Origin of the sequence: Pantoea sp. CTOTU46764, assembly GCF_031974595.1 — a bacterium.
Taxonomy (GTDB): Bacteria; Pseudomonadota; Gammaproteobacteria; order Enterobacterales; family Enterobacteriaceae; genus Pantoea; species Pantoea trifolii.
Genome location: NZ_DALYOQ010000087.1, coordinates 1 through 19448, shown reverse-complemented (window position 1 = coordinate 19448; position 19448 = coordinate 1). Strand labels below are relative to the sequence as shown.

16 protein-coding genes and 1 pseudogene are annotated in these 19448 nt (G+C 55.1%); 10 read left to right on the top strand and 7 right to left on the bottom strand.

The window, feature by feature from the left end; all coding sequences use genetic code 11:
* Window positions 1-180 precede the first annotated feature (180 nt).
* Window positions 181-684, bottom strand: coding sequence for a GNAT family N-acetyltransferase (locus RTM06_RS20795; protein ID WP_256696258.1), 504 nt, complete (start codon window positions 682-684; stop codon window positions 181-183).
* Between the two features lie 95 nt (window positions 685-779).
* Between RTM06_RS20795 and RTM06_RS20790 the strand changes: the two genes are divergently transcribed.
* Window positions 780-1706 (top strand): LysR family transcriptional regulator, encoded by a 927-nt coding sequence (locus tag RTM06_RS20790; RefSeq protein ID WP_312184559.1) that lies wholly within the window; start codon window positions 780-782, stop codon window positions 1704-1706.
* 13 nt (window positions 1707-1719) lie between these two features.
* Here the strand turns inward: RTM06_RS20790 and RTM06_RS20785 are convergent, their stop codons facing one another.
* Complete coding sequence (locus tag RTM06_RS20785; RefSeq protein ID WP_312184558.1) at window positions 1720-2778, bottom strand: nitronate monooxygenase; 1059 nt, start codon at window positions 2776-2778, stop codon at window positions 1720-1722.
* Window positions 2779-2887: 109 nt separating this feature from the next.
* Here RTM06_RS20785 and RTM06_RS20780 point away from each other — a divergent pair, with 109 nt between their 5' ends.
* The 4 genes from RTM06_RS20780 to dcuR all read left to right on the top strand — a co-directional run bounded on the left by RTM06_RS20780 (window position 2888) and on the right by dcuR (window position 6492).
* On the top strand, window positions 2888-3442 hold the full coding sequence (locus RTM06_RS20780; RefSeq protein WP_312184557.1) for a flavin reductase family protein: 555 nt from the start codon (window positions 2888-2890) through the stop codon (window positions 3440-3442).
* Between the two features lie 63 nt (window positions 3443-3505).
* Window positions 3506-4042, top strand: coding sequence for a peptide-methionine (S)-S-oxide reductase MsrA (gene msrA, locus RTM06_RS20775; protein WP_312184556.1), 537 nt, complete (start codon window positions 3506-3508; stop codon window positions 4040-4042).
* Between the two features lie 108 nt (window positions 4043-4150).
* Window positions 4151-5776, top strand: coding sequence for a sensor histidine kinase (locus RTM06_RS20770; protein WP_179451202.1), 1626 nt, complete (start codon window positions 4151-4153; stop codon window positions 5774-5776).
* Window positions 5773-6492, top strand: coding sequence for a two-component system response regulator DcuR (gene dcuR / locus RTM06_RS20765; protein WP_008102769.1), 720 nt, complete (start codon window positions 5773-5775; stop codon window positions 6490-6492). The genes RTM06_RS20770 and dcuR overlap by 4 nt, the downstream gene beginning before the upstream one ends.
* On the opposite strand, the gene RTM06_RS20760 is transcribed toward dcuR, so the two are convergent.
* Together RTM06_RS20760 and RTM06_RS20755 are read right to left on the bottom strand one after the other, a co-directional pair.
* A complete protein-coding gene (locus RTM06_RS20760; RefSeq protein WP_256696252.1) occupies window positions 6486-7445 on the bottom strand; it encodes an FAD:protein FMN transferase in 960 nt (319 codons plus the stop codon). The two genes, dcuR and RTM06_RS20760, sit on opposite strands and share 7 nt — an antisense overlap.
* 51 nt (window positions 7446-7496) lie before the next feature.
* A complete protein-coding gene (locus RTM06_RS20755; protein ID WP_265297046.1) occupies window positions 7497-10277 on the bottom strand; it encodes a flavocytochrome c in 2781 nt (926 codons plus the stop codon).
* A gap of 605 nt (window positions 10278-10882) precedes the next feature.
* On the opposite strand from RTM06_RS20755, the gene RTM06_RS20750 reads away from it, so the two are divergent.
* Together RTM06_RS20750 and fumA are read left to right on the top strand one after the other, a co-directional pair.
* The gene (locus RTM06_RS20750) at window positions 10883-12397 is read left to right on the top strand and encodes an anion permease (RefSeq protein WP_293798172.1); all 1515 of its coding nucleotides are present in this window, start codon (window positions 10883-10885) and stop codon (window positions 12395-12397) included.
* Window positions 12398-12561: 164 nt separating this feature from the next.
* Window positions 12562-14205 carry a class I fumarate hydratase FumA gene (gene fumA, locus RTM06_RS20745; RefSeq protein WP_008102761.1) on the top strand — a complete coding sequence of 548 codons (1644 nt, stop codon included), beginning with the start codon at window positions 12562-12564 and terminating at the stop codon, window positions 14203-14205.
* Between the two features lie 101 nt (window positions 14206-14306).
* Here fumA and RTM06_RS20740 read toward each other — a convergent pair whose 3' ends face one another.
* Together RTM06_RS20740 and RTM06_RS20735 are read right to left on the bottom strand one after the other, a co-directional pair.
* Window positions 14307-14519 carry a hypothetical protein gene (locus RTM06_RS20740; RefSeq protein WP_265297047.1) on the bottom strand — a complete coding sequence of 71 codons (213 nt, stop codon included), beginning with the start codon at window positions 14517-14519 and terminating at the stop codon, window positions 14307-14309.
* Window positions 14520-14695: 176 nt separating this feature from the next.
* Complete coding sequence (locus tag RTM06_RS20735; protein ID WP_293798174.1) at window positions 14696-16216, bottom strand: aldehyde dehydrogenase family protein; 1521 nt, start codon at window positions 16214-16216, stop codon at window positions 14696-14698.
* A 237-nt stretch (window positions 16217-16453) separates the two neighbouring features.
* Between RTM06_RS20735 and RTM06_RS20730 the strand changes: the two genes are divergently transcribed.
* The gene (locus tag RTM06_RS20730; protein WP_312184555.1) at window positions 16454-17017 is read left to right on the top strand and encodes a class I SAM-dependent methyltransferase; all 564 of its coding nucleotides are present in this window, start codon (window positions 16454-16456) and stop codon (window positions 17015-17017) included.
* On the opposite strand, the gene RTM06_RS20725 is transcribed toward RTM06_RS20730, so the two are convergent.
* On the bottom strand, window positions 17005-17730 hold the full coding sequence (locus tag RTM06_RS20725) for a glutamine amidotransferase (protein WP_312184554.1): 726 nt from the start codon (window positions 17728-17730) through the stop codon (window positions 17005-17007). The genes RTM06_RS20730 and RTM06_RS20725 overlap by 13 nt on opposite strands.
* A 190-nt stretch (window positions 17731-17920) precedes the next feature.
* Here RTM06_RS20725 and RTM06_RS20720 point away from each other — a divergent pair, with 190 nt between their 5' ends.
* Window positions 17921-18805, top strand: a complete 885-nt coding sequence (locus tag RTM06_RS20720; protein ID WP_256696247.1) for a DMT family transporter — start codon at window positions 17921-17923, stop codon at window positions 18803-18805.
* Between the two features lie 46 nt (window positions 18806-18851).
* Window positions 18852-19448, top strand: a pseudogene (locus RTM06_RS20715) (acyl-CoA transferase); the annotation flags it as partial.

The following is a 19448-nucleotide window of genomic DNA, read 5'->3' as shown; positions in this document are numbered from 1 at the left end:
CAGTTCGGGGCCGGCCAGGACGGCCGATCCGCGAACGGTCCGTTGGCACGACGTGGAAGCCGAAGGCACCGCGTTAGCGGCGCGAGGACGGCCCGTGACGCAACAGATGTGTCAACGCCCGCACCGGATTTAAAACTTACAGTGACCAGGTGCGCATGAATGCGCACCCTACGAAATTAATTACAGCCCTAACACCGATTGCGGCGCGGCGGCAGCAAATTTCTCTAATGCCGCCCCGTCGAGTCGATAACGCACCCACTCATTTAACGGCAGCGCATCAATACTGAGATAGAACTCTCTGGCGGACTGATCCCAATCTAATGCACTCCACTCAATACGATTACACTGGTGATTGACCGCGTGCTGCGCGACATACTGCAGCAGCGCTTTGCCAGCGCCCAAGCCACGAAAATTGGGCGAGAAGTACAAATCCTCCATATACATCCCGCGACGTCCCAGCCACGCCGAGTAGCTACGCGTAATCACCGCATAACCGGCGGTTGAGCCATCAATCTCGCACATCAGCGCTTCGCTATTACTGTCGGGATTGAAAAGCATCGCTCTGATCTCTTCTGCAGTCGTCACTGACTGCTGCAATCCATGCTCATACACCGACAACTCAGCAATCATGCTGTAGATGGCGTCCGCGTCTTCAGGATTGGCTGGTCGAATAGTCATCTTCATGCATTATTTTCTTTCTTAATCAGATTGATGCTGCTCAGCATAATGGGTATTGTTCGATGAAATAAGTGCAATAAAATCAATGATAGGTGAATTTCATGCATCATGTGCTGCGTCGACTGGACTTGAATCTTCTCCCCGTTTTCGACGCAGTTTTCAGGCACCGTTCGGTCAGGCTGGCGGCGATTGAACTCAGTTTGAGTACCTCGGCACTTAGCCACGCGCTGTCACGACTACGTGATTTTTTTAAAGATCCGCTGTTCTACCGCGAAGGCCACAAAATGTGTCCCAGCGTCTACGCCTGCCAATTGGCACCCTATATTGCCGAAACGCTAACCGGATTAAATCGGCATCTCAGCCCAATCCAGCCATTTGATCCCCTGACCAGCGATGACTGTTTTCGAATTGCGGTAACGGATTACACCGCTTTTTGCGTGTTTCCGGGCCTGATGAATGCGCTGACCAATACGGCACCCAAACTGAGTTTTGAACTCTGCCATTTGCCACATAATCCGGCGCTGATTGAATTACTCGCCGGTGAAATCGACATGGCGCTAAGTTTTAGCGAGCCGGACGGCATGCATCATCCCGACCTGGAAGAGACCGATTTATTTAGTGATGAGTTTATTGTGATTGCCAATACGCGACGTAGCAGCCTGAATCTTGAAGACTATCTTGCCGCCGGACATCTGGTCGTGACGCCATGGAATGAAAAGCAGGGATTGCTGGATTCCCATCTTGCGCGCCTGGGTCTTAAGCGCCGCATTGCCATTAGAACGCCATCCATGCTGAGCGCGCCCTTTATTATCGCGGAAAGTGAATTGCTGATGGCGATCCCCTCCTTCGTCGCCAGTAAAATCAAACACGCTGCCGATGTCACCTCATTCAGGCTGCCGTTTCCCGCGCCAAGGTTCACCGTGAAAATCTATTCACACAAACGCAGCGGTAAACGGGAACCCACTGAATGGATTAAAACCCTGATGGCCAACAGCATTATGGAGAAAGCCTACCGCTTTGATGATTAATGGGCGGCGAAATTTACGCCGCCTGCCACTCCTTCACCAGCGTTTTGACCAATTCAGCGGCCGGCATTTCCCGCGCCAGCATCGCGCCTTGTCCGGCCCACTGCGCGCCAAAACCGTGCACGCCTTTGGCAGTCGCTGCAGCGGCAAGCGCTTTGCCCAACGCATAGGTGAGTGGATAAGGAGGGATGGATTCCTGCGCAAATTCGCGTGCCAGATGGCAAAAATCGTTGGTAAGACATCTTGCCGAGCGGCCAGAGATGGCGGCGATCATCTCGGTGCTGTTGGCCTGCTCGCTTTTCAGCGCCTGACGATACGCCGCATTGGCAGCGGATTCCGGGCACAAGATAAACGCGGTGCCCAGCTGCACACCCGCTGCGCCCAGCTTGAGCATGGCGGCAATGCCTGCGCCATCCATCACGCCACCGGCAGCAATCACCGGTAGACGCGAAATCTGGCGAATCGCCTGCAGCAGCGTAAAGGTGCTGAGCTGCTGATCGTCGCCTGCAGGCTGGAATATCCCGCGATGCCCGCCCGCCTCAATGCCCTGCGCCACAATAAAATCGATGTCGGCGGCTTCAATCGCCTGGGCTTCGCGCATACTGGTGGCGCTCGCCAGCGTGATAATGCCGCGACTTTTCAAACGCTGCACGAAAGCGGCGGACGGCAAACCAAAGTGGAAACTCACAGCAGCGGGCGCGTGCTCCAGCAACACCTCCAGCATCGCGTCATTATCGACAAACGTTTGGTAAATCTCCGACAGCGCATCCGGCGGTGTCGCCTCATAACGAGCAAACACCGGCTGAAAGCGAGCGATCCACGCCTGTTCTAGCTGCGGATCGCGCTGCACCGGCGCGTGACAAAAAACGTTGACGTTGATGGGGGCGGAGGTCAGTGCGAGTGTTTTACGGATCATCATCTCCGCCTGCTGCGGCGTTGAGGCACCCACGCTGATCGATCCCAGCGCGCCGCTGTTACTCACCGCCGCCGCCAGCTCCGGCGTGGAGACGCCGGCCATCGGCGCCTGAATGATCGGATAAGTGAGGTTCAGCGACTTGCACAGGAGGTTGTTCATATTACTGGCCTGATGGTAAGAGGTAGCCGATAACATGCCGCGATTTTTCGTCTCGGTAAAGTCTGGCATCTACACTTAAGGTCTCTGTACCTAGAACAGGAGAATCCCGATGCATAAAATCGACTTTCCGGTGAGTAAAGCGCGCAAATATCTGGAGCCGGGTCCGGTGGTGCTGCTGAGTTCACAGTTTGAGGATCACCGCGACATCATGACGCTCGGCTGGCACACCATACTAGAGTTCTCGCCGTCGCTGGTTGGCTGCATGATTGCCGGCGGCAATTACAGCCATGGACTGATTCGCCAAAGCGGTCAGTGCGTAATTAACGTGCCGTCGGCCAATCTGGTGGATAGCGTGGTGGCAATCGGTAACAGCCACGGCGATCGCCTCGACAAGTTTGATGCCTTTAACCTGACGCCCGAACCGGCCAGCGTGGTCAATGCGCCGTTGATTGACGAGTGCTTTGCCAGCTTTGAGTGCCAGCTGTATGACGATTCAATGGTGGATAACTACAACTTCTTTATCTTTGAGATCGTCAAAGCACATGTGGCGGAAACACCGGAGTTTCCACCGACGCTGCACTATACCGGCGAAGGACGCTTTAACGTGATGAGCAATTTGCGGCTCGACAAGCGCAGCGACTTTAAGCCAGAAATGTTAATTTAACTGCTTGAATTGATATGGGCTTGCCCCCATTTTTAACCTTTCGCCCTGACAGGAGTAGATATAATGGCAACCGAATATGCGGTGATCGCTGGTGGCTGTTTCTGGTGTACTGAAGCAGTGTTTAAAGATGTGATTGGCGTCGAGTCAGTCGAGAGTGGTTATACCGGCGGCGCTCGTCCGAACCCCACCTACGAGCAGGTGTGCAGCGGCGCGACCGGCCATGCCGAAGCGATTCGCATCGGTTTCGATCCGGAGCAGGTGAAATATGGCGATCTGCTGGATATCAGCTTCGCCACCCACGATCCCACTACGCTGAACCGCCAGGGCAACGATGTGGGCACGCAATATCGTTCGGCGATTTTCCCGGCGAATGCTGAGCAGGAAGCCGAAGCGATTGCCGCGATTGCGCGTGCGCAGGAAGGCCTGAGCGATCCGGTAGTCACTACCATCGAGCCGCTGAAAGAATGGTATGCGGCGGAAGGTTATCATCAGGATTATTGGGAAGGCGCAGGTCAGCGCAACGGTTACTGCATGGCGGTGATCCCACCTAAACTGCAGAAGCTGCGTAAGAGTTTTGCTAACCGGGTTAAATCGAGTTAATTCCCGCGTGAGTTCAGAGGGTCGCCATGAATGGCGACCCTACGTGATACGCGACCTTCTGCGGTTTATCCGTCATAATACACGCCCTCTTCTCCTCCGAGAGCGATCATGTCTTCTTCACAGCAAGGAATCGCGGCGCGCAAGCAGCCGATGAAGCTCAATACGCTGGTCACTCTGATGCTCAGCGCGGTGATTGTGCTGGTGCTGCTCAGCGTGCATATGTTCTATTTCTTCCAGATTGGCGCCGCGACCCGCGCGCAGCTGGAGGACAAAGCGATGGCGGTGGCGCGTACGCTGGCCAAATTTCCTGAAATTCAGCGCGCGCTGATATTGCCGCCAAATGCCACCAGCATCCAACCCATTGCTAAAGCCGTGCAGGAGAGCAATAACCTGCTGTTTGTGGTGGTGACCAACATGGATACCATCCGTTATTCGCATCTGAATCCTGAACTCATCGGCCAGCACTTTATTGGCACAGATATTGAGCCCGCGATACGCGGTCATGAAAATGTCTCCGTCAATCAAGGCGTGCTGGGCCGGGCAATGCGCGTCTATACGCCGGTCTATAATGCGCAGCATAAGCAGATTGGTGTCGTGGTAGTGGGCATTTCACTCAGTGCCGTTACCGATCAGATAAACCAAAGCCGCTGGAGCATCTTGTGGACTATCCTGATTGGCACCTTTGCAGGCGCTATCGGCACCTTTGTGCTGGTGCGCGTGCTGAAGCGCATCCTGTTTGGCCTTGAACCCTACGAAATTTCCACCCTGTTTGAACAGCGCCAGGCGATTCTCAATTCGCTAAAAGAAGGCGTAGTGGCAATGGACGATCAGGCGCAGATGACGCTGGTCAATCAGGCGGCGCGCTCGCTGCTGAATGATTCGATGGGCACCATCAGTGGCGACCGCATCTACGATGCCTCGGTGATCAACGATCATCTGCAGGATGTGCTGCACAGCGGGCGCGCACGGCGTGATGAAGAGTTAAATGTGAATGGCCGCGTGTTGCTAAGTAATACCGTGCCGGTGCGCAGCCAGGGACGGATTATCGGCGCGGTTTGTACCTTCAGGGACAAGACGGAAATCAGTCAACTGATGCAGCGCTTGACGGGCATGGTAAACTACGTCGATGCGCTGCGTGAGCGCTCGCACGAGTTTATGAACAAGCTGCATGTGATCCTCGGCCTGCTGCACATGAAAAACTACACGCAAGTGGAAAGCTACATTCTCAAAACCGCCAATAATTACCAGACGGAGATCGGTTTCCTGCTCGATAAGATTAAGTCGCCGGTGATTGCTGGGTTCTTGCTGAGCAAAATCAATCGCGCATCGGATTGCGGCCATCGCCTGACCATCAGCGATGCCAGCTTCCTGCCCGACAGCGGCAATGAGCAGCAGATGGCGGCGCTGATTACGGTGATCGGCAATCTGATTGAGAATGCGCTGGATGCAATGAGCGAGCAGGTAGAAGGCGAGATTCACGTAATGCTGCACTACCAAAACGGTTGGCTGACCTGTGAAGTGAGTGATGATGGTCCGGGCATTGAAGCCGATCATCTCAGTACCATTTTCGAAAAAGGCTTCTCCACCAAAGGTGAAAACCGTGGTGTCGGGCTGTTTCTGCTGCAGCAGCAAACCGAAAATATCGGTGGCAGCGTGAGTGTCGAGTCAGAACCCGGCGTGTTTACCCAATTTTTAGTCCAACTTCCCTGGGATGGAGGAAACCAATCCGCATGATCAATGTGTTAGTGGTCGATGATGACGCCATGGTCGCCGAGCTTAATCGCGCGTATATCGGCCAAATTCAGGGCTTTCACTGTTGTGGCACCGCCTCAACCTTGAAGCAGGCGAAAGAGATCCTGTTCAACAGCGATACCGCGGTCGATCTGGTGCTGCTGGATATCTATATGCAGCAGGAGAATGGCCTCGATCTGTTGCCGGAGCTGCGCACGGCGCAGAGCGCGGTAGAAGTGATCATCATTTCGTCTGCCGCCGATGCGGAGAATATTAAAACCTCGCTGCACTACGGCGTGGTGGATTACCTGATCAAACCATTCCAGTTCCCGCGTTTTGAAGAGGCGCTGACCGGCTGGCGGCAGAAGAAGTCGCTGATGGACAATCAGCATTACTATCAGCAAGCGGATGTGGATCTGCTGATTCACGGCAGCCCGGCGACGCAGCACGACAACAAGCGCCTGCCAAAAGGCTTAACGCCGCAAACACTGCGAACACTGTGTCAGTGGATTGATGCGCATCCGGGGCACGAATTCTCCACCGACGAACTGGCGGCTGAAGTGAACATCTCGCGCGTATCCTGCCGTAAATACCTGATTTGGCTGGCGCAGATTAATATTCTGTTTACCAGCATTCACTACGGCGCGACCGGTCGTCCGGTGTACCGCTATCGTCTGCAACCGGAATACCATTCGCTGCTGCAGCAATACTGTCAGTAACGCAGCTGCCAGTCGAAATCGAGCTGCTGGAAGTGGAAATGATGCGGCGAGGAGCAGATGATCTGCCGATCGCGCGTAACGAAAACCGCGTCGATGTCGGGCTGGTCAGCGAGATAAGCCAGCCCTTGCTCCACGCCCATGCCGTAGAGCAGCGTGGTGTAGATATCACCATCAATTGAGCGATCGGAAATCACCGTCACGCTCAGCAGTTCGTTATCCAGTGGATAGCCGGTTTGCGGATCAAAAATATGGTGCCAGCAGCGGCCATCCAGTTCGAAGTAGCGCTCATAAATCCCCGACGTTACCACCGATTTTCCCTGCACCTGCAGCACGCCTAACAGCTCATCATCGCGTCCAAAGGGCTTTTTCAGGCCAATGCCCCAACCTTGCGGCTCGTGCGGCGGCGAGCCCAGCGTCTGCACATTGCCGCCCAGATTGATCAGCGCCTGCTGCACGCCCTGCTGGCGCAAAAACGCCTGCACGCGATCGGCGATGTAGCCTTTGGCGATGGCACCGAGATCGATCTCCATGCCCGGCTGTTGCAAAAACACCGAGCGTTCGGCGGGATTGAGCAGCACCTGATGCGGATCGGTGAGTTTCAGCAGTGAAGCGATTTCCAGCGCAGGCGGTACGGCGCGACCCTGAAAGCCGATTTTCCAGCGTTTTACCACCGGGCCGATAGTGAAATTGAAGGCGCTCTCCGGCAGCAAACTCACCGCGTGCGCCACGCTGATCAAGGCAAACACGGGCTCGCTAACGATTACCGGATGACGGCCAGCGGCGTGGTTGATCGACATCACTTCGGATTCAGCGCGATTTACGGTGAACAGATTTTCCTGCTGTTTGATCAGTTGAAAGACGTGGCGGGCAAGCGTGGGATTGTCATCGAACAATTTGAGCAGAATGGGTGAACCCATTAGAACGGCAGAGTAAGAAAAAACACCAGCGGTCATTGCATGCCTCTAAAGAAAACGATGCCCGCACAAGGCGGGCATCTTTACAGCTTAGTGTCCTAACGCCAGTTTAGCCGCGTTATGACCGGCTTTGATACCGAAGATGATGATGTCGGCCACCGCGTTACCGCCGATGCGGTTGGCGCCGTGGATGCCGCCGACCACTTCACCCGCCGCCCATGCGCCAGGAATCACCGCTTTCTGCGCATCCAGCACCGCAGTATCGGTGTTGATGGTCACGCCACCCATGGTATGGTGCACGCCCGGTGCGATACGAATCGCGAAGTACGGACCTTTATTCAGCGGGTGACGCAGCGCGGTTTTACGACCAAAGTCTTCGTCATCCTGCTTCGCCACAAACTCGTTGTAACGACCCAGCGTGGTTTGCAGCGCTTCCTGATCCATGTTGAGTTTCACCGCCAGCTCGTGTGGCGTTGGCGCGCTGATGACAAAACCTTTGGCGATGTATTCGTCAGCCGCTTTGTTGTTGGCGCGTACCTGCTCGTCAAACACGATCCACGCACTCTTCTCTGGCAGTGCGATGATTTCAGCGGACACTTTGTCGCGGGTTTCCATTTCGTTGTAGAAACGCTTGCCCGCCTGGCTCACCAGAATCGCCCCGCCGCCGCGCATCGCTTCGGAAATCAGGTACGAGGTGGTTTGCTCAACCGTTGGGTGAATCTGAATTTCGCCCATATCCACGGTATCCGCACCGATGTGTTGCAGCATGGCGATGCCGCTGCCGGTGGCGCCTTTGTGGTTGGTGGTAACAAAACCGTCCAGCTCAGGGCGGTATTTCACCACCATTTCGCGGTTGGCACTGAAGCCGCCAGTCGCCACAATCACGCTTTTGGCATTGATAATGCGGCTGTCGTTGTACTCATCCACCACTTTCACGCCGGTGACCGCGCCGTTTTCCACCAGAATTTCCGCTACCGAGGTTTCCAGCAGCACTTCGATATTGCGCTGGTTAACGTTTTTCACCAGGCCGCTGATCAGGAAGCCGCCGACTGCAGAACGATCTTCCGGACGGTGCGTACGGTCGATGCTCATGCCGCCGGTGATGGTGATATCGCACAGCTCGATCTCTTTCGCTGCCAGCCACTCAATCGCTTCGGGCGCCTGCTCAACAAACTCGCGTAGCAACACCGGATTGTTTTTGAATTTGCCGCCTTTCAGCGTCTCTTCGTAGAAAAGCTCTTTGCTGTCTTCGATGCCTTTCAGCTTCTGATAACGGGTTTCTGCCGCGTTCATGCCGACCGAGGCTTTGATGGTGTTACCGCCGATGGTGGGCATCTTCTCGATGATCACCACGCGTGCGCCATCGTCATGCGCCTGAATCGCCGCCGCCAGACCGGCGCCGCCGGTGCCCACCACCACCACATCGTAATTGACCGGTGCGTTCGGGTTACCGCCCTCTTCAATCACATACTCTTTGCTTGAGGTGGTCATGGCGCGCGATACCGCTTTTTTCAGCGCTTCACTCTGGGTAGTAGCGCCAGTGATGGCATCCACGTGCGGGCTGTTCGCCACCAGAATGCGTTCACGCAGGCTTTCGAAGGTGCTGGTGAAGTCGACGTCGAGGCTTGGATCCGGCACCAACGAGATATCGGTGATACGGTCGGTGTCGAGCGTGACGTTGATTTTCAGCTTCAGCGCTTCGGCTTCCACTTTCGCCTGATAGACGCCCGCTTTGTATTTACGGCCGGTATCGCTGGTGTCACGGATCATCGCGTCCACCAGCGAGAAGCGCCACAGCGGTTCAGGAATGGTCAACTCTTCGCGCTTGGTGCTGTCGATATACAGCTCCATGTGCTGATTTTTGATGACGCGGTCGGTCCAGTCCGGATAAGCGATGCAGGCTTTACCGACTGCTACTAAATCGAAACCGTGCTCCAGCGCGTTCTCGGCATCTTCTTTATTGACGATGCCGCCGACGCCAATCACCGGCACTTTCGCCAGATTAGGAGAGCGTTGCGCCAGGTATTTGGTGATCAGCGGCGTTGGGTCTTGGGTATCGACAATCGACGGACGCAGCAGCTGTCCCACCGAGAAGTGCACGTAATCGAGACCGCGTTCCGCCAGTTTCTCCAGCAGGTAAAGCGTGTCGTCCCAGCGGATGCCCGGCACTTCCAGCTCTTCCGGAGAGAAGCGATAACCGATGATGAAGTCTGCCGCAGCAAAGCGGTCCGCCATCTTGTGGGTGATTTCCAGCACTTCCAGTGGGAAACGCGCGCGATTGTCGCGGCTGCCGCCCCATTTGTCGTCGCGCTGGTTGGAATTTGGCGAGTAAAACTGCTGGATCAGATAAGTGTTGGCGCCGTGGATCTCCACGCCGTCAAAGCCGGCTTTGATCGCACGGTTCACCGCATCACCAAACTTGGTGATCATCACATCCACTTCTTCTGCGGTCAGCGCCTGAGGTTTGGTAGCACCGTCACGCGGTGCGGCGATGGCGCTTGGTGCGACCGGGGTTTTACCGCCGATCAGCGCCGGTTCCACCATGCGGCCGCCGTGATAAATCTGCAGAACCGCTTTGGAGCCTTGCGATTTGATGGCGTGGGCAATTTTCGCCAGACCGGGGATTTTATTGTCGCTGTCGATACCGAGCGCACCTGGGAATGCAGGTCCACGGTTATCAATAAAGCAGCACTCTACAATGACGGTACCGATGCTGCCGGCACGCACGCGATAATATTCGACAAGGTCACTGGTAACACCGCCATCGTAATAACCGGTACAGGTGGTCATCGGCGCCATAACCAATCGGTTTTTGAGGACCGCACCTTTCGGTAGCGTAAGCGGATTAAGAATCGGGGTGAGCGTATTCATGATGAGCAACTCCAGAATTAAGAAACTTTGTATTCAATTCTTTGGCGGTTCGGAGAAATTTATAATTATTTGAGTGGTCCGACTTCATGGCGTAAATATACCATTTTATTTACTTACATAACCTTATTCGTTAGTTATATAAGTTTTACGCATGGAAATAATATTTGATACCCATTGCTGAAAGTTGCGCTGAGCTAAGTTTTAACCAAGACTTGACAAAAATCAACTTTTTCCTTACATTTAAAACAAATCCAGCCTTATCATAAAGATAAATCGTCTCCTTTCTCTGTTTTTTGCTTGATTTGTGCCGTTCTATTCACCTCACACAGTTAATTTTCACCTAATGGTTCGTTTATTAAGGCATGAATGCTTAAAGCAAAAAAACCACGAATAAATTTTATTGATCTGGATCAAAATAGATATTTTAATTAATCGCATCATAGGCACATCCAATAGATAATTCGCGCATCGAATTTTGCTAACAGCGATTTATTAAAACTCAGTTTTAAATGTCACGACTAATCTGTTAAAAGAGTTTTGCAACTAAAAAAACCAGCTTGGTTCGGGGCGTATATACGCATTCTCCATAACTTGCAGACAAAACTATGAACACACAAACAACCCAAAGTGAATCCCTCACTGCGCCTCCCGCGGCACCGGGGAAGAAAAAGAACCGCCTGATAATGTTGTGCCTGCCAATTATTGTGGCTGTGCTGTTGCTGCTGGTGCCGACTCCTGCGGGATTGGAACCTTACGCATGGCACTTCTTCGCCATTTTTGTCGGGGTTATTGTGGGACTGATTTTCGAACCGCTGCCGGGCGCCGTTATCGGTTTAACCGGCGTGGTGGTGATTGCGCTGTTCAGCCAGTGGGTGCTGTTTAGCCCGGCAGAACTGGCGGATCCCAAGTTCAAAACCGCTGCGCAGTCGTTCAAATGGGCGGTAAGCGGCTTCGGCAACTCCACGGTCTGGCTGATCTTCGGTGCCTTTATGTTTGCCGCAGGCTACGATAAAACCCAGTTCGGTCGCCGCCTGGCGCTGATTCTGGTGAAATATCTGGGCCGTCGTAGCCTGACGCTGGGTTACGCCATTACCTTCGCTGACCTGTTGCTGGCGCCGTTTACGCCATCCAACACCGCGCGCAGTGGCGGTACCATCTATCCAATCATTGCTAACCTGCCTCCGCTGTACGGTTCAAAACCCAACGACCCAAGCGCGCGTAAGATTGGTTCTTACCTGATGTGGGTCGCCATCACCGCCGCCTGTATCACCAGTTCAATGTTCCTTTCAGCTCTGGCACCGAACCTGCTGGCGCTGGCGCTGGTAAAAAGCGTGGTGGGCTTTGAAATTTCATGGGGCATGTGGTTCCTCGCCTTCCTGCCGCTCGGCGTGCTGCTGATTCTCACCATGCCGCTGCTGGCTTACTGGCTCTATCCGCCAGAAGTGAAGGTGAATGACGAAGTGCCGCGCTGGGCCACTGCTGAGCTGGCAAAACTCGGTAAATTGAAACGTAATGAAATCCTGCTGCTGGGCTTTGTGGTTGCGGCACTGATGATGTGGATCTTCGCCACCGCCTGGATTGAACCGGCAATGGCCGCGCTGTTAGTCATCGTGCTGATGTTGTGGACCGGTGTACTGAACTGGAATGACATCACCAGCAATAAAGCCGCATGGAACACTTTCGCCTGGTTCGCCACACTGGTCGCGCTGGCAGATGGTTTAGCGCGCGTCGGCTTCATCGCCTGGCTGGGTAAAGAGGGCGCGATGCTGCTGCACGGTTACGATCCTCAGGTTTCTGCAGTGGTGCTGTTAATCGCCTTCTACCTGCTGCATTACCTGTTCGCCAGTACCACCGCGCACACCACCGCGCTGCTGCCAGCCATGCTGACTATCGCCGCCTCAATCCCGGGCATCAACATGCCGGTATTCTGCTTAATGATGTGTGTTTCTCTGGGTGTGATGGGCATTATCACCCCGTACGGCACCGGCCCAAGCCCGATTTATTACGGTAGCGGCTATCTGCCAACCAAAGATTACTGGCGCCTGGGCACCATCTTCGGCGCGCTGTTCCTGGTTCTTCTGATGGTTGTCGCCTATCCATGGATGGTGATGATGTTCTGATGATGTTGCTTCGATGTTAAAAACGGAGCCGCGCATTACCGTGAAAATGTTATGATGCTCGCCAGTCAGCCCCTGCGGAGGGCTGGCGAGAGAAAATCGAATAACAGACTGCCTAATTTGTCGCCCGTCATGCTGGCGGGTAACACGAAGCTAAGTGAGCCAACATGTCGAACAAACCCTTCTATTATCAGAATCCCTTTCCTCTCGCCAAAGATGATACCGAATACTACCTGCTGAGCACGGATTACGTCTCGGTGGCCAACTTCGATGGCGAAGAAGTCCTGAAAGTCGATCCCAAAGCGCTGACGCTGCTGGCGAAGCAGGCATTCCACGATGCTTCCTTCATGCTGCGCGCCTCGCATCAGGCGCAGGTCGCGTCAATTCTTGCCGACGACGAAGCCAGCAAGAACGATAAATACGTTGCCCTGCAGTTCCTGCGCAACTCTGAAATCGCCGCCAAAGGCGTGCTGCCAACCTGTCAGGATACCGGCACCGCTATCATCATGGGCAAAAAAGGCCAGCGCGTCTGGACCGGCGGCGGCGATGAAGCGGCGCTGTCGCAAGGCGTCTACAACACCTTTATTGAAGATAACCTGCGCTATTCACAGAATGCTGCGCTGGATATGTATAAAGAGGTGAATACTGGCACCAACCTGCCGGCGCAGATCGACCTGTACAGCGTTGATGGCGACGAATACAAATTCCTGTGCATTGCCAAAGGTGGCGGCTCCGCCAATAAAACCTATCTGTATCAGGAAACCAAAGCGCTGATTACGCCAGCCAAGTTGAAGAACTATCTGGTCGATAAGATGATGTCGCTGGGTACTGCAGCGTGCCCGCCCTACCACATCGCGTTTGTGATTGGCGGTACTTCAGCAGAAGCCACGCTAAAAACCGTCAAACTGGCCTCAACCCACTATTACGATTCGCTGCCGACCGAAGGTAATGAACACGGTCAGGCTTTCCGTGACATTCAGCTGGAAGAAGAACTGCTGAAAGCCTCGCAGGAGCTGGGCCTCGGCGCGCAGTTTGGCGGTAAATACTTTGCGCACGATATCCGCGTGGTGCGCCTGCCGCGTCATGGCGCATCCTGCCCGGTAGGTATGGGCGTATCTTGCTCTGCGGACCGTAACATCAAAGCTAAGATCAACCGCGAAGGTATCTGGATTGAGAAGATGGAAGACAATCCGGGCCGCTACATTCCTGAAGAACTGCGTCAGCAGGGCGAAGGCGAAGTGGTGCATGTCGATCTGAACCAGCCAATGAGCGAGATCCTGGCGCTGCTGTCGGCTTATCCGGTCTCAACTCGCTTGTCACTGAACGGCACCATCATCGTGGCGCGTGATATTGCGCACGCCAAGCTGAAAGAGCGCATTGATAACGGCGAAGGTTTGCCGCAGTACATCAAAGATCATCCGGTCTATTACGCAGGTCCGGCGAAGACGCCAGAAGGTTATGCCTCCGGTTCACTCGGCCCAACTACCGCAGGTCGTATGGATTCTTATGTTGATCTGCTGCAGGCCAACGGCGGCAGCATGGTGATGCTGGCGAAGGGCAACCGTAGCAAGCAGGTTACCGATGCGTGTCATAAACACGGCGGCTTCTACCTGGGCAGCATCGGCGGCCCGGCTGCGGTGCTGGCACAGCAGAGTATTAAGAGTCTGGAATGCGTGGAGTATGCCGAACTCGGCATGGAAGCGATCTGGAAAATTGAAGTGGAAAACTTCCCGGCGTTCATTCTGGTGGATGACAAAGGTAACGACTTCTTCCAGCAGATTCACAACAACTGTGCCGCCTGCGTGAAGTAATCCTCGCATTGCGCCACAAAAAAGCCGTTATCGTGTGATAGCGGCTTTTTTATTGCGATATTTCTGGCGAATTGGTCATCGAATAAGGTAGTGCAATACAGTTAAAAACGAAACTGACTCTCCAGTTGACGCAGCGTTTCCATTCGTTGCGCAGCCGCCGCTTCGCGTGCTTTAACTTCGATCAGCAAGTCAGCATCGTTCTGACCAATTACGTAGATCGCCTGACGACCCGGCAGGTTCACGGTAATAATATTTTGTTCCACAGCGTCCAGCAGATCGTCTTGCTGTTCGAGATAGTTGTACAACGTGTTCATGGGTTCTCCTTGAAAATAGGTGGACCATTCTGCCCAATCGCCGCCTTTAAACACCACAAGACATGGCTTAAACACGCCACTTCGATCAGAAGATTCTTGTGCCGTAATCTTATCCTGCAGTCACAAGATGATGAGGAGATGATTCGGCAGCGGTATTGTTCCGCTGCCGTTATTAATCAGAAGAATCCAAGCGGTTGCGTGCTGTAGCTCACCAGCAGGTTTTTAGTCTGCTGATAATGGTCGAGCATCATTTTGTGGGTTTCGCGGCCAATCCCCGATTTCTTATAGCCGCCAAACGCCGCATGCGCCGGATAGAGATGATAGCAGTTGGTCCACACGCGACCGGCTTTGATCGCGCGGCCCATGCGATAGGCGCGGTTGATGTCGCGCGTCCAGACGCCGGCGCCAAGCCCGTAGATCGAGTCATTGGCGATAGCAAGCGCTTCCGCTTCATCTTTGAAGGTCAGCACGCCAACCACCGGGCCAAAGATCTCTTCCTGGAACACGCGCATGCTGTTATCGCCTTTCAACAGCGTTGGCTGGATGTAGTAGCCGCTGGCCAACTCCTCGCCCACTTTCTCGACGCCGCCGCCGTGCAGCACCTGCGCGCCCTCTTGCTGCGCAATCTCCAGATAGGAGAGAATTTTATCGAACTGCTGCTGCGACGCCTGCGCGCCAATCATGGTTTCGGTATCAAGCGGATCGCCACGTTTGATGGATTTGATACGCTTCATCACCGCCGCCATAAACGGCTCAAAGATTGATTCCTGCACCAGCGCGCGTGACGGACAGGTACAAACTTCACCCTGATTAAGGAAGCCCAGCACCACGCCTTCGGCCGCTTTCTCAATGAAACTCTCTTCGGCATCCATGATGTCTTCAAAGAAGATATTCGGCGATTTACCGCCCAGTTCAACGGTGGACGGAATCAGACTTTTCGCCGCCAGCTCCAAAATATGGCCGCCGGTAGCGGTGGAACCGGTAAAGGCGATTTTGGCGATGCCCGGATGTGACGCCAGCGCTTCGCCCGCCTCTTTACCGTAGCCGTGCACCACATTAATCACGCCCGGCGGCAACAGATCTTTGATCACTTCCATAAACAGCGTAATCGACAGCGGCGTTTGCTCGGCCGGTTTCAGCACCACGCAGTTGCCTGCGCCCAGTGCCGGTGCCAATTTCCATGCCGCCATCAGCAGCGGGAAGTTCCACGGAATAATTTGCCCGACCACACCCAGCGGTTCGTGGAAATGATAGGCAGCGGTGAACTCATCGATTTCAGCAGCGGTGCCTTCCTGCGCACGCACGCAACCAGCGAAATAGCGGAAGTGATCGACCGCCAGCGGCAGATCCGCTGCCAGCGTTTCACGCACCGGCTTGCCGTTATCCCAGGTTTCGTTGACCGCGATGTATTCCAGATTCTCTTCCAGCCGGTCGGCAATTTTCAGCAGCACCAGCGAGCGCGCCTGCGGTGAGGTTTTGCCCCACGCATCGGCAGCGGCCTGGGCGGCAGCCACGGCGTTATCGATATCAGCACGATCAGAGCGTGGGAACTCGCCAATGGTGGAAGCATTAATCGGTGAGGTGTTGACGAAGTAATTACCGTTCACCGGCGCAACAAATTCGCCGTTGATAAAGTTGCCATAACGCGATTGCAAAGTAATGAGAGAACCTTGTTCTCCCGGGGCAGCGTAACGCATGGTGTTTCTCCTTGCGGACAGAGTGGCGATTAACAACTATGAAACCTGTTATTAACATTGAGCGATCAACGCCAGCCTGTCAGATCGCAGAAGGGGAAACTGTGACCGCATCGAAGGAAATGTGGCGTGTGTAAGCCGCTACAGATAATTCCGAGTTTTCCCGGTTATGCCGCAAAAAGCGGAACATGGCCGAAATATGTGGTCAATATGAAGCAGGATACTAACCAGGAGAAACAGATGTTGGCTTCAGCCCTGACGTTAATGCGCGCCAAAGCGAACTTTGTTCAGCAATTCATCCGTAACCCGCGCAAAATGGGCAGCATCACGCCCTCTTCCGCCGCGCTGTGCCGCACCATGTGCGATGCGGTGAATTGGGATAACAGCCTGCGTATCGCCGAACTCGGCGCCGGTGACGGCGTGCTCACACGCCACGTGCTGTCGCGTATGTCACCGCAAGCACAGCTTGATGTATTCGAAATCAGCCCGGAACTGGTGAAAAGCCTGCGGGGATTGCCCGATGCGCGTATGCGGGTGCGCGCCTGCTCGGCGGAATATCTTGCGGGGGAATATGATGTGATTTTCTCTGGCTTGCCGCTGCTGTCATTGCCGCCCGCCACGCGCGACAACATTCTCAGCGCGGTGCATGATGCGCTGGGTCCACGCGGCGTATTCGTGCAGTTTCAATACACCTCGTTCACCCAGCCAAATTTGTCACGCTACTTCACCTGGGAACGCCAGCGGGTGCTGAAAAACATGCCACCCGCGTGGGTTTATCGCTGCACGCGTAACTACGCGCCCTGAGCCTGTGCGCGCGGCTGCGGCCGCGTTTGCAGCCAGAAGCGGCGCAACAGTTCGCGCGACCAATCTTCTCCCGCCAATTGCGTACCATCGTCACACACTCCCGCCGGTAAACAGGCGCTCATAATGTCGCGGGTAAATTCCGGATGGAACTGCACCGACAGCGCCTGCGGCGAATAACGCAAAATCTGACAGCCATCCTGCGCCGAACTCGCCAGCACCTGCGCATGCTGCGGCGGTGTTAATACCGATTGCCGATGCGATAACCACGCCTGAAATTCGCCTGGTAACGCAGCCAGCCACGGATCGTTGTGCGCCTGCGCGCTGCGCGTCAGCGGTTTCAGTCCACGCTCCCAGCCATGCGGGTTATCGCCCACTTTGCCACCCAGCGCATACGCCATCAATTGATGTCCGTAACAGACGCCAAGCAGCGGCAGCTCCGCTTCCAGCGCGCCCCGAATCCAGGCGGCGGTACGTTCGCTCCAGTCGGCGTGATCGGTAACCATCGCCCACGAACCACTGAGGATCGCGCCGCTGACGCGGTCAAAGGCCGGTAAATCATCACCCAGATGCGGACGCACAATCACATAGTCATCGGGCTGCAATTGCAGCGCGTCGATAAACCAGCGGGGTTCTTCACCAATTTGTGCCACAACCTGCGGCGGCGGGACTTCGAGTTGAATCAGAGCAAGAGGTAAAGCGCGGGTGTGTGTCATGCCGAATACGGTCCTCGTTATGGTCGCCTTTCGGACATCCACTTTGACAGTAAATCAGCGACATGTCTTATTTTTTTCCTGCCTAAGCTAATGCTTATGCGAAAAAAGTTTTGTCAGACATGTCCGAAGTCGACGGCTTCATGCCATCATTAGCCGGTGATAATCCTTGTTGATGCTTAAGGAAGACCTTGTGGCAGTGCGGCATTTTTTAATGGTTCTGATGGTGGTTTCCATCTGGGCTTTCAACAACGTGGCGGTGAAGTGGGGATTGCTGGAGCTTCCGCCGCTGTTTCTCACCTGGATGCGCTTTGTAGTGGTAGCGGTTGTGCTGGTGCCGTTTTGCCGCATCACGCGCGCACAATTGCCGTGGCTGTTAACGCTGGCATTCACCTTCGGTTTTATGCATTTCTCGCTGCTGTTTGTCGGCATGCGCTACACCGATGCCGGCACCGGCGCCATCGTGGTTCAGCTCGGTACGCCGATTGCCATGCTGCTGGCGATGGTGATTTTGAAAGAGAAATTACGCCTGGTGCAACTGATCGGCATCGCCATTTCGCTGAGCGGCGTCGCGGTGCTGTCGGGCAGCCCGACTATTCCGGCCTGGTGGGTGCTGTGTATTCTGCTGTGCAGCGCGTTTGGCTGGGCAATCAGCAATATGATTGTGAAAAAATCACCGCCGATAAAACCGCTGACGCTGACCGGCTGGATCTCCTTCCTTGCGGTGCCGATTGTCGGTGCCGCTTCGTGGCTGACCGAATCCAATCAGTTTTACGCATTGAGCCATGCGGGCTGGCGCGGCTGGTTTGGTATTCTGTATAGCGCCCTCGCCTCGTCAATTGTGGCGTACACGCTGTGGTACGCGCTGCTGAAGAAGTACAACGTCAACCTGATCATGCCTTATTCGCTGCTGACACCGGTACTGGCGGTGTTGATGGGCGTTTTTGTCTTAGGTGACAGCATGAACAGCTTTAAGATTCTCGGCGCCTCATTGGTGGTGCTGGGCACCGCCATTGCGGTAATCAACCTGCGCAACCTGCGGATGCACGCGCGTTTCCCGCGCTTGCGCCGCCGTTAATCCGCTCTGCTATGCTTGAGTCTCGCGCATTATCCGGAGACTCAACATGGATTCTCAACGTGCTGCCGCACTGTGGCAGCAAATGTGGCAGGGATTGCGAGGCGCGGACCCGCTTCCCTCGCCTACTTTTCTCCAGCCCGACACCTTTTCTTCTGCCTTTGCGGTCAGTGAACTGGCGGCCACCAGCATTGGTCTTGCCAGCCAGGCGTTGAGCGATCTGCTCGGCCAGGCCGCGCCGGTCAGCATCAATGTTCGTCTCGCCTCGCGCTGGTTTCAGCACAGCCTGATTCCGCTTAATCGACCGCCTGCCGCGCTATGGGATGAATTTGCCGGTGATTACGCCAGCGCCGACGGCTGGATTCGTCTGCACACCAACGCGGCTCATCATCGCGCGGCGATGGAGCACGTGCTCGGCCAGCATGCCAATCGTGCCGCGCTGGCCGATGCGGTGGCACGCTGGCCCGCCGAGACGCTGGAACAGGCGGTGATTGATGCTGGCGGCTGCGCCGCGCAGATGCGTAGCGAAGCGCAATGGCTGCAACATCCGCAAGGCCGCGCTGTGCAGCAGGAAGCGTTGATTGCCCAACAGGCCACCGACGCTGCACCCGCGCCTGCCTGGTCGTTATCACCCGCGCGCCCGCTG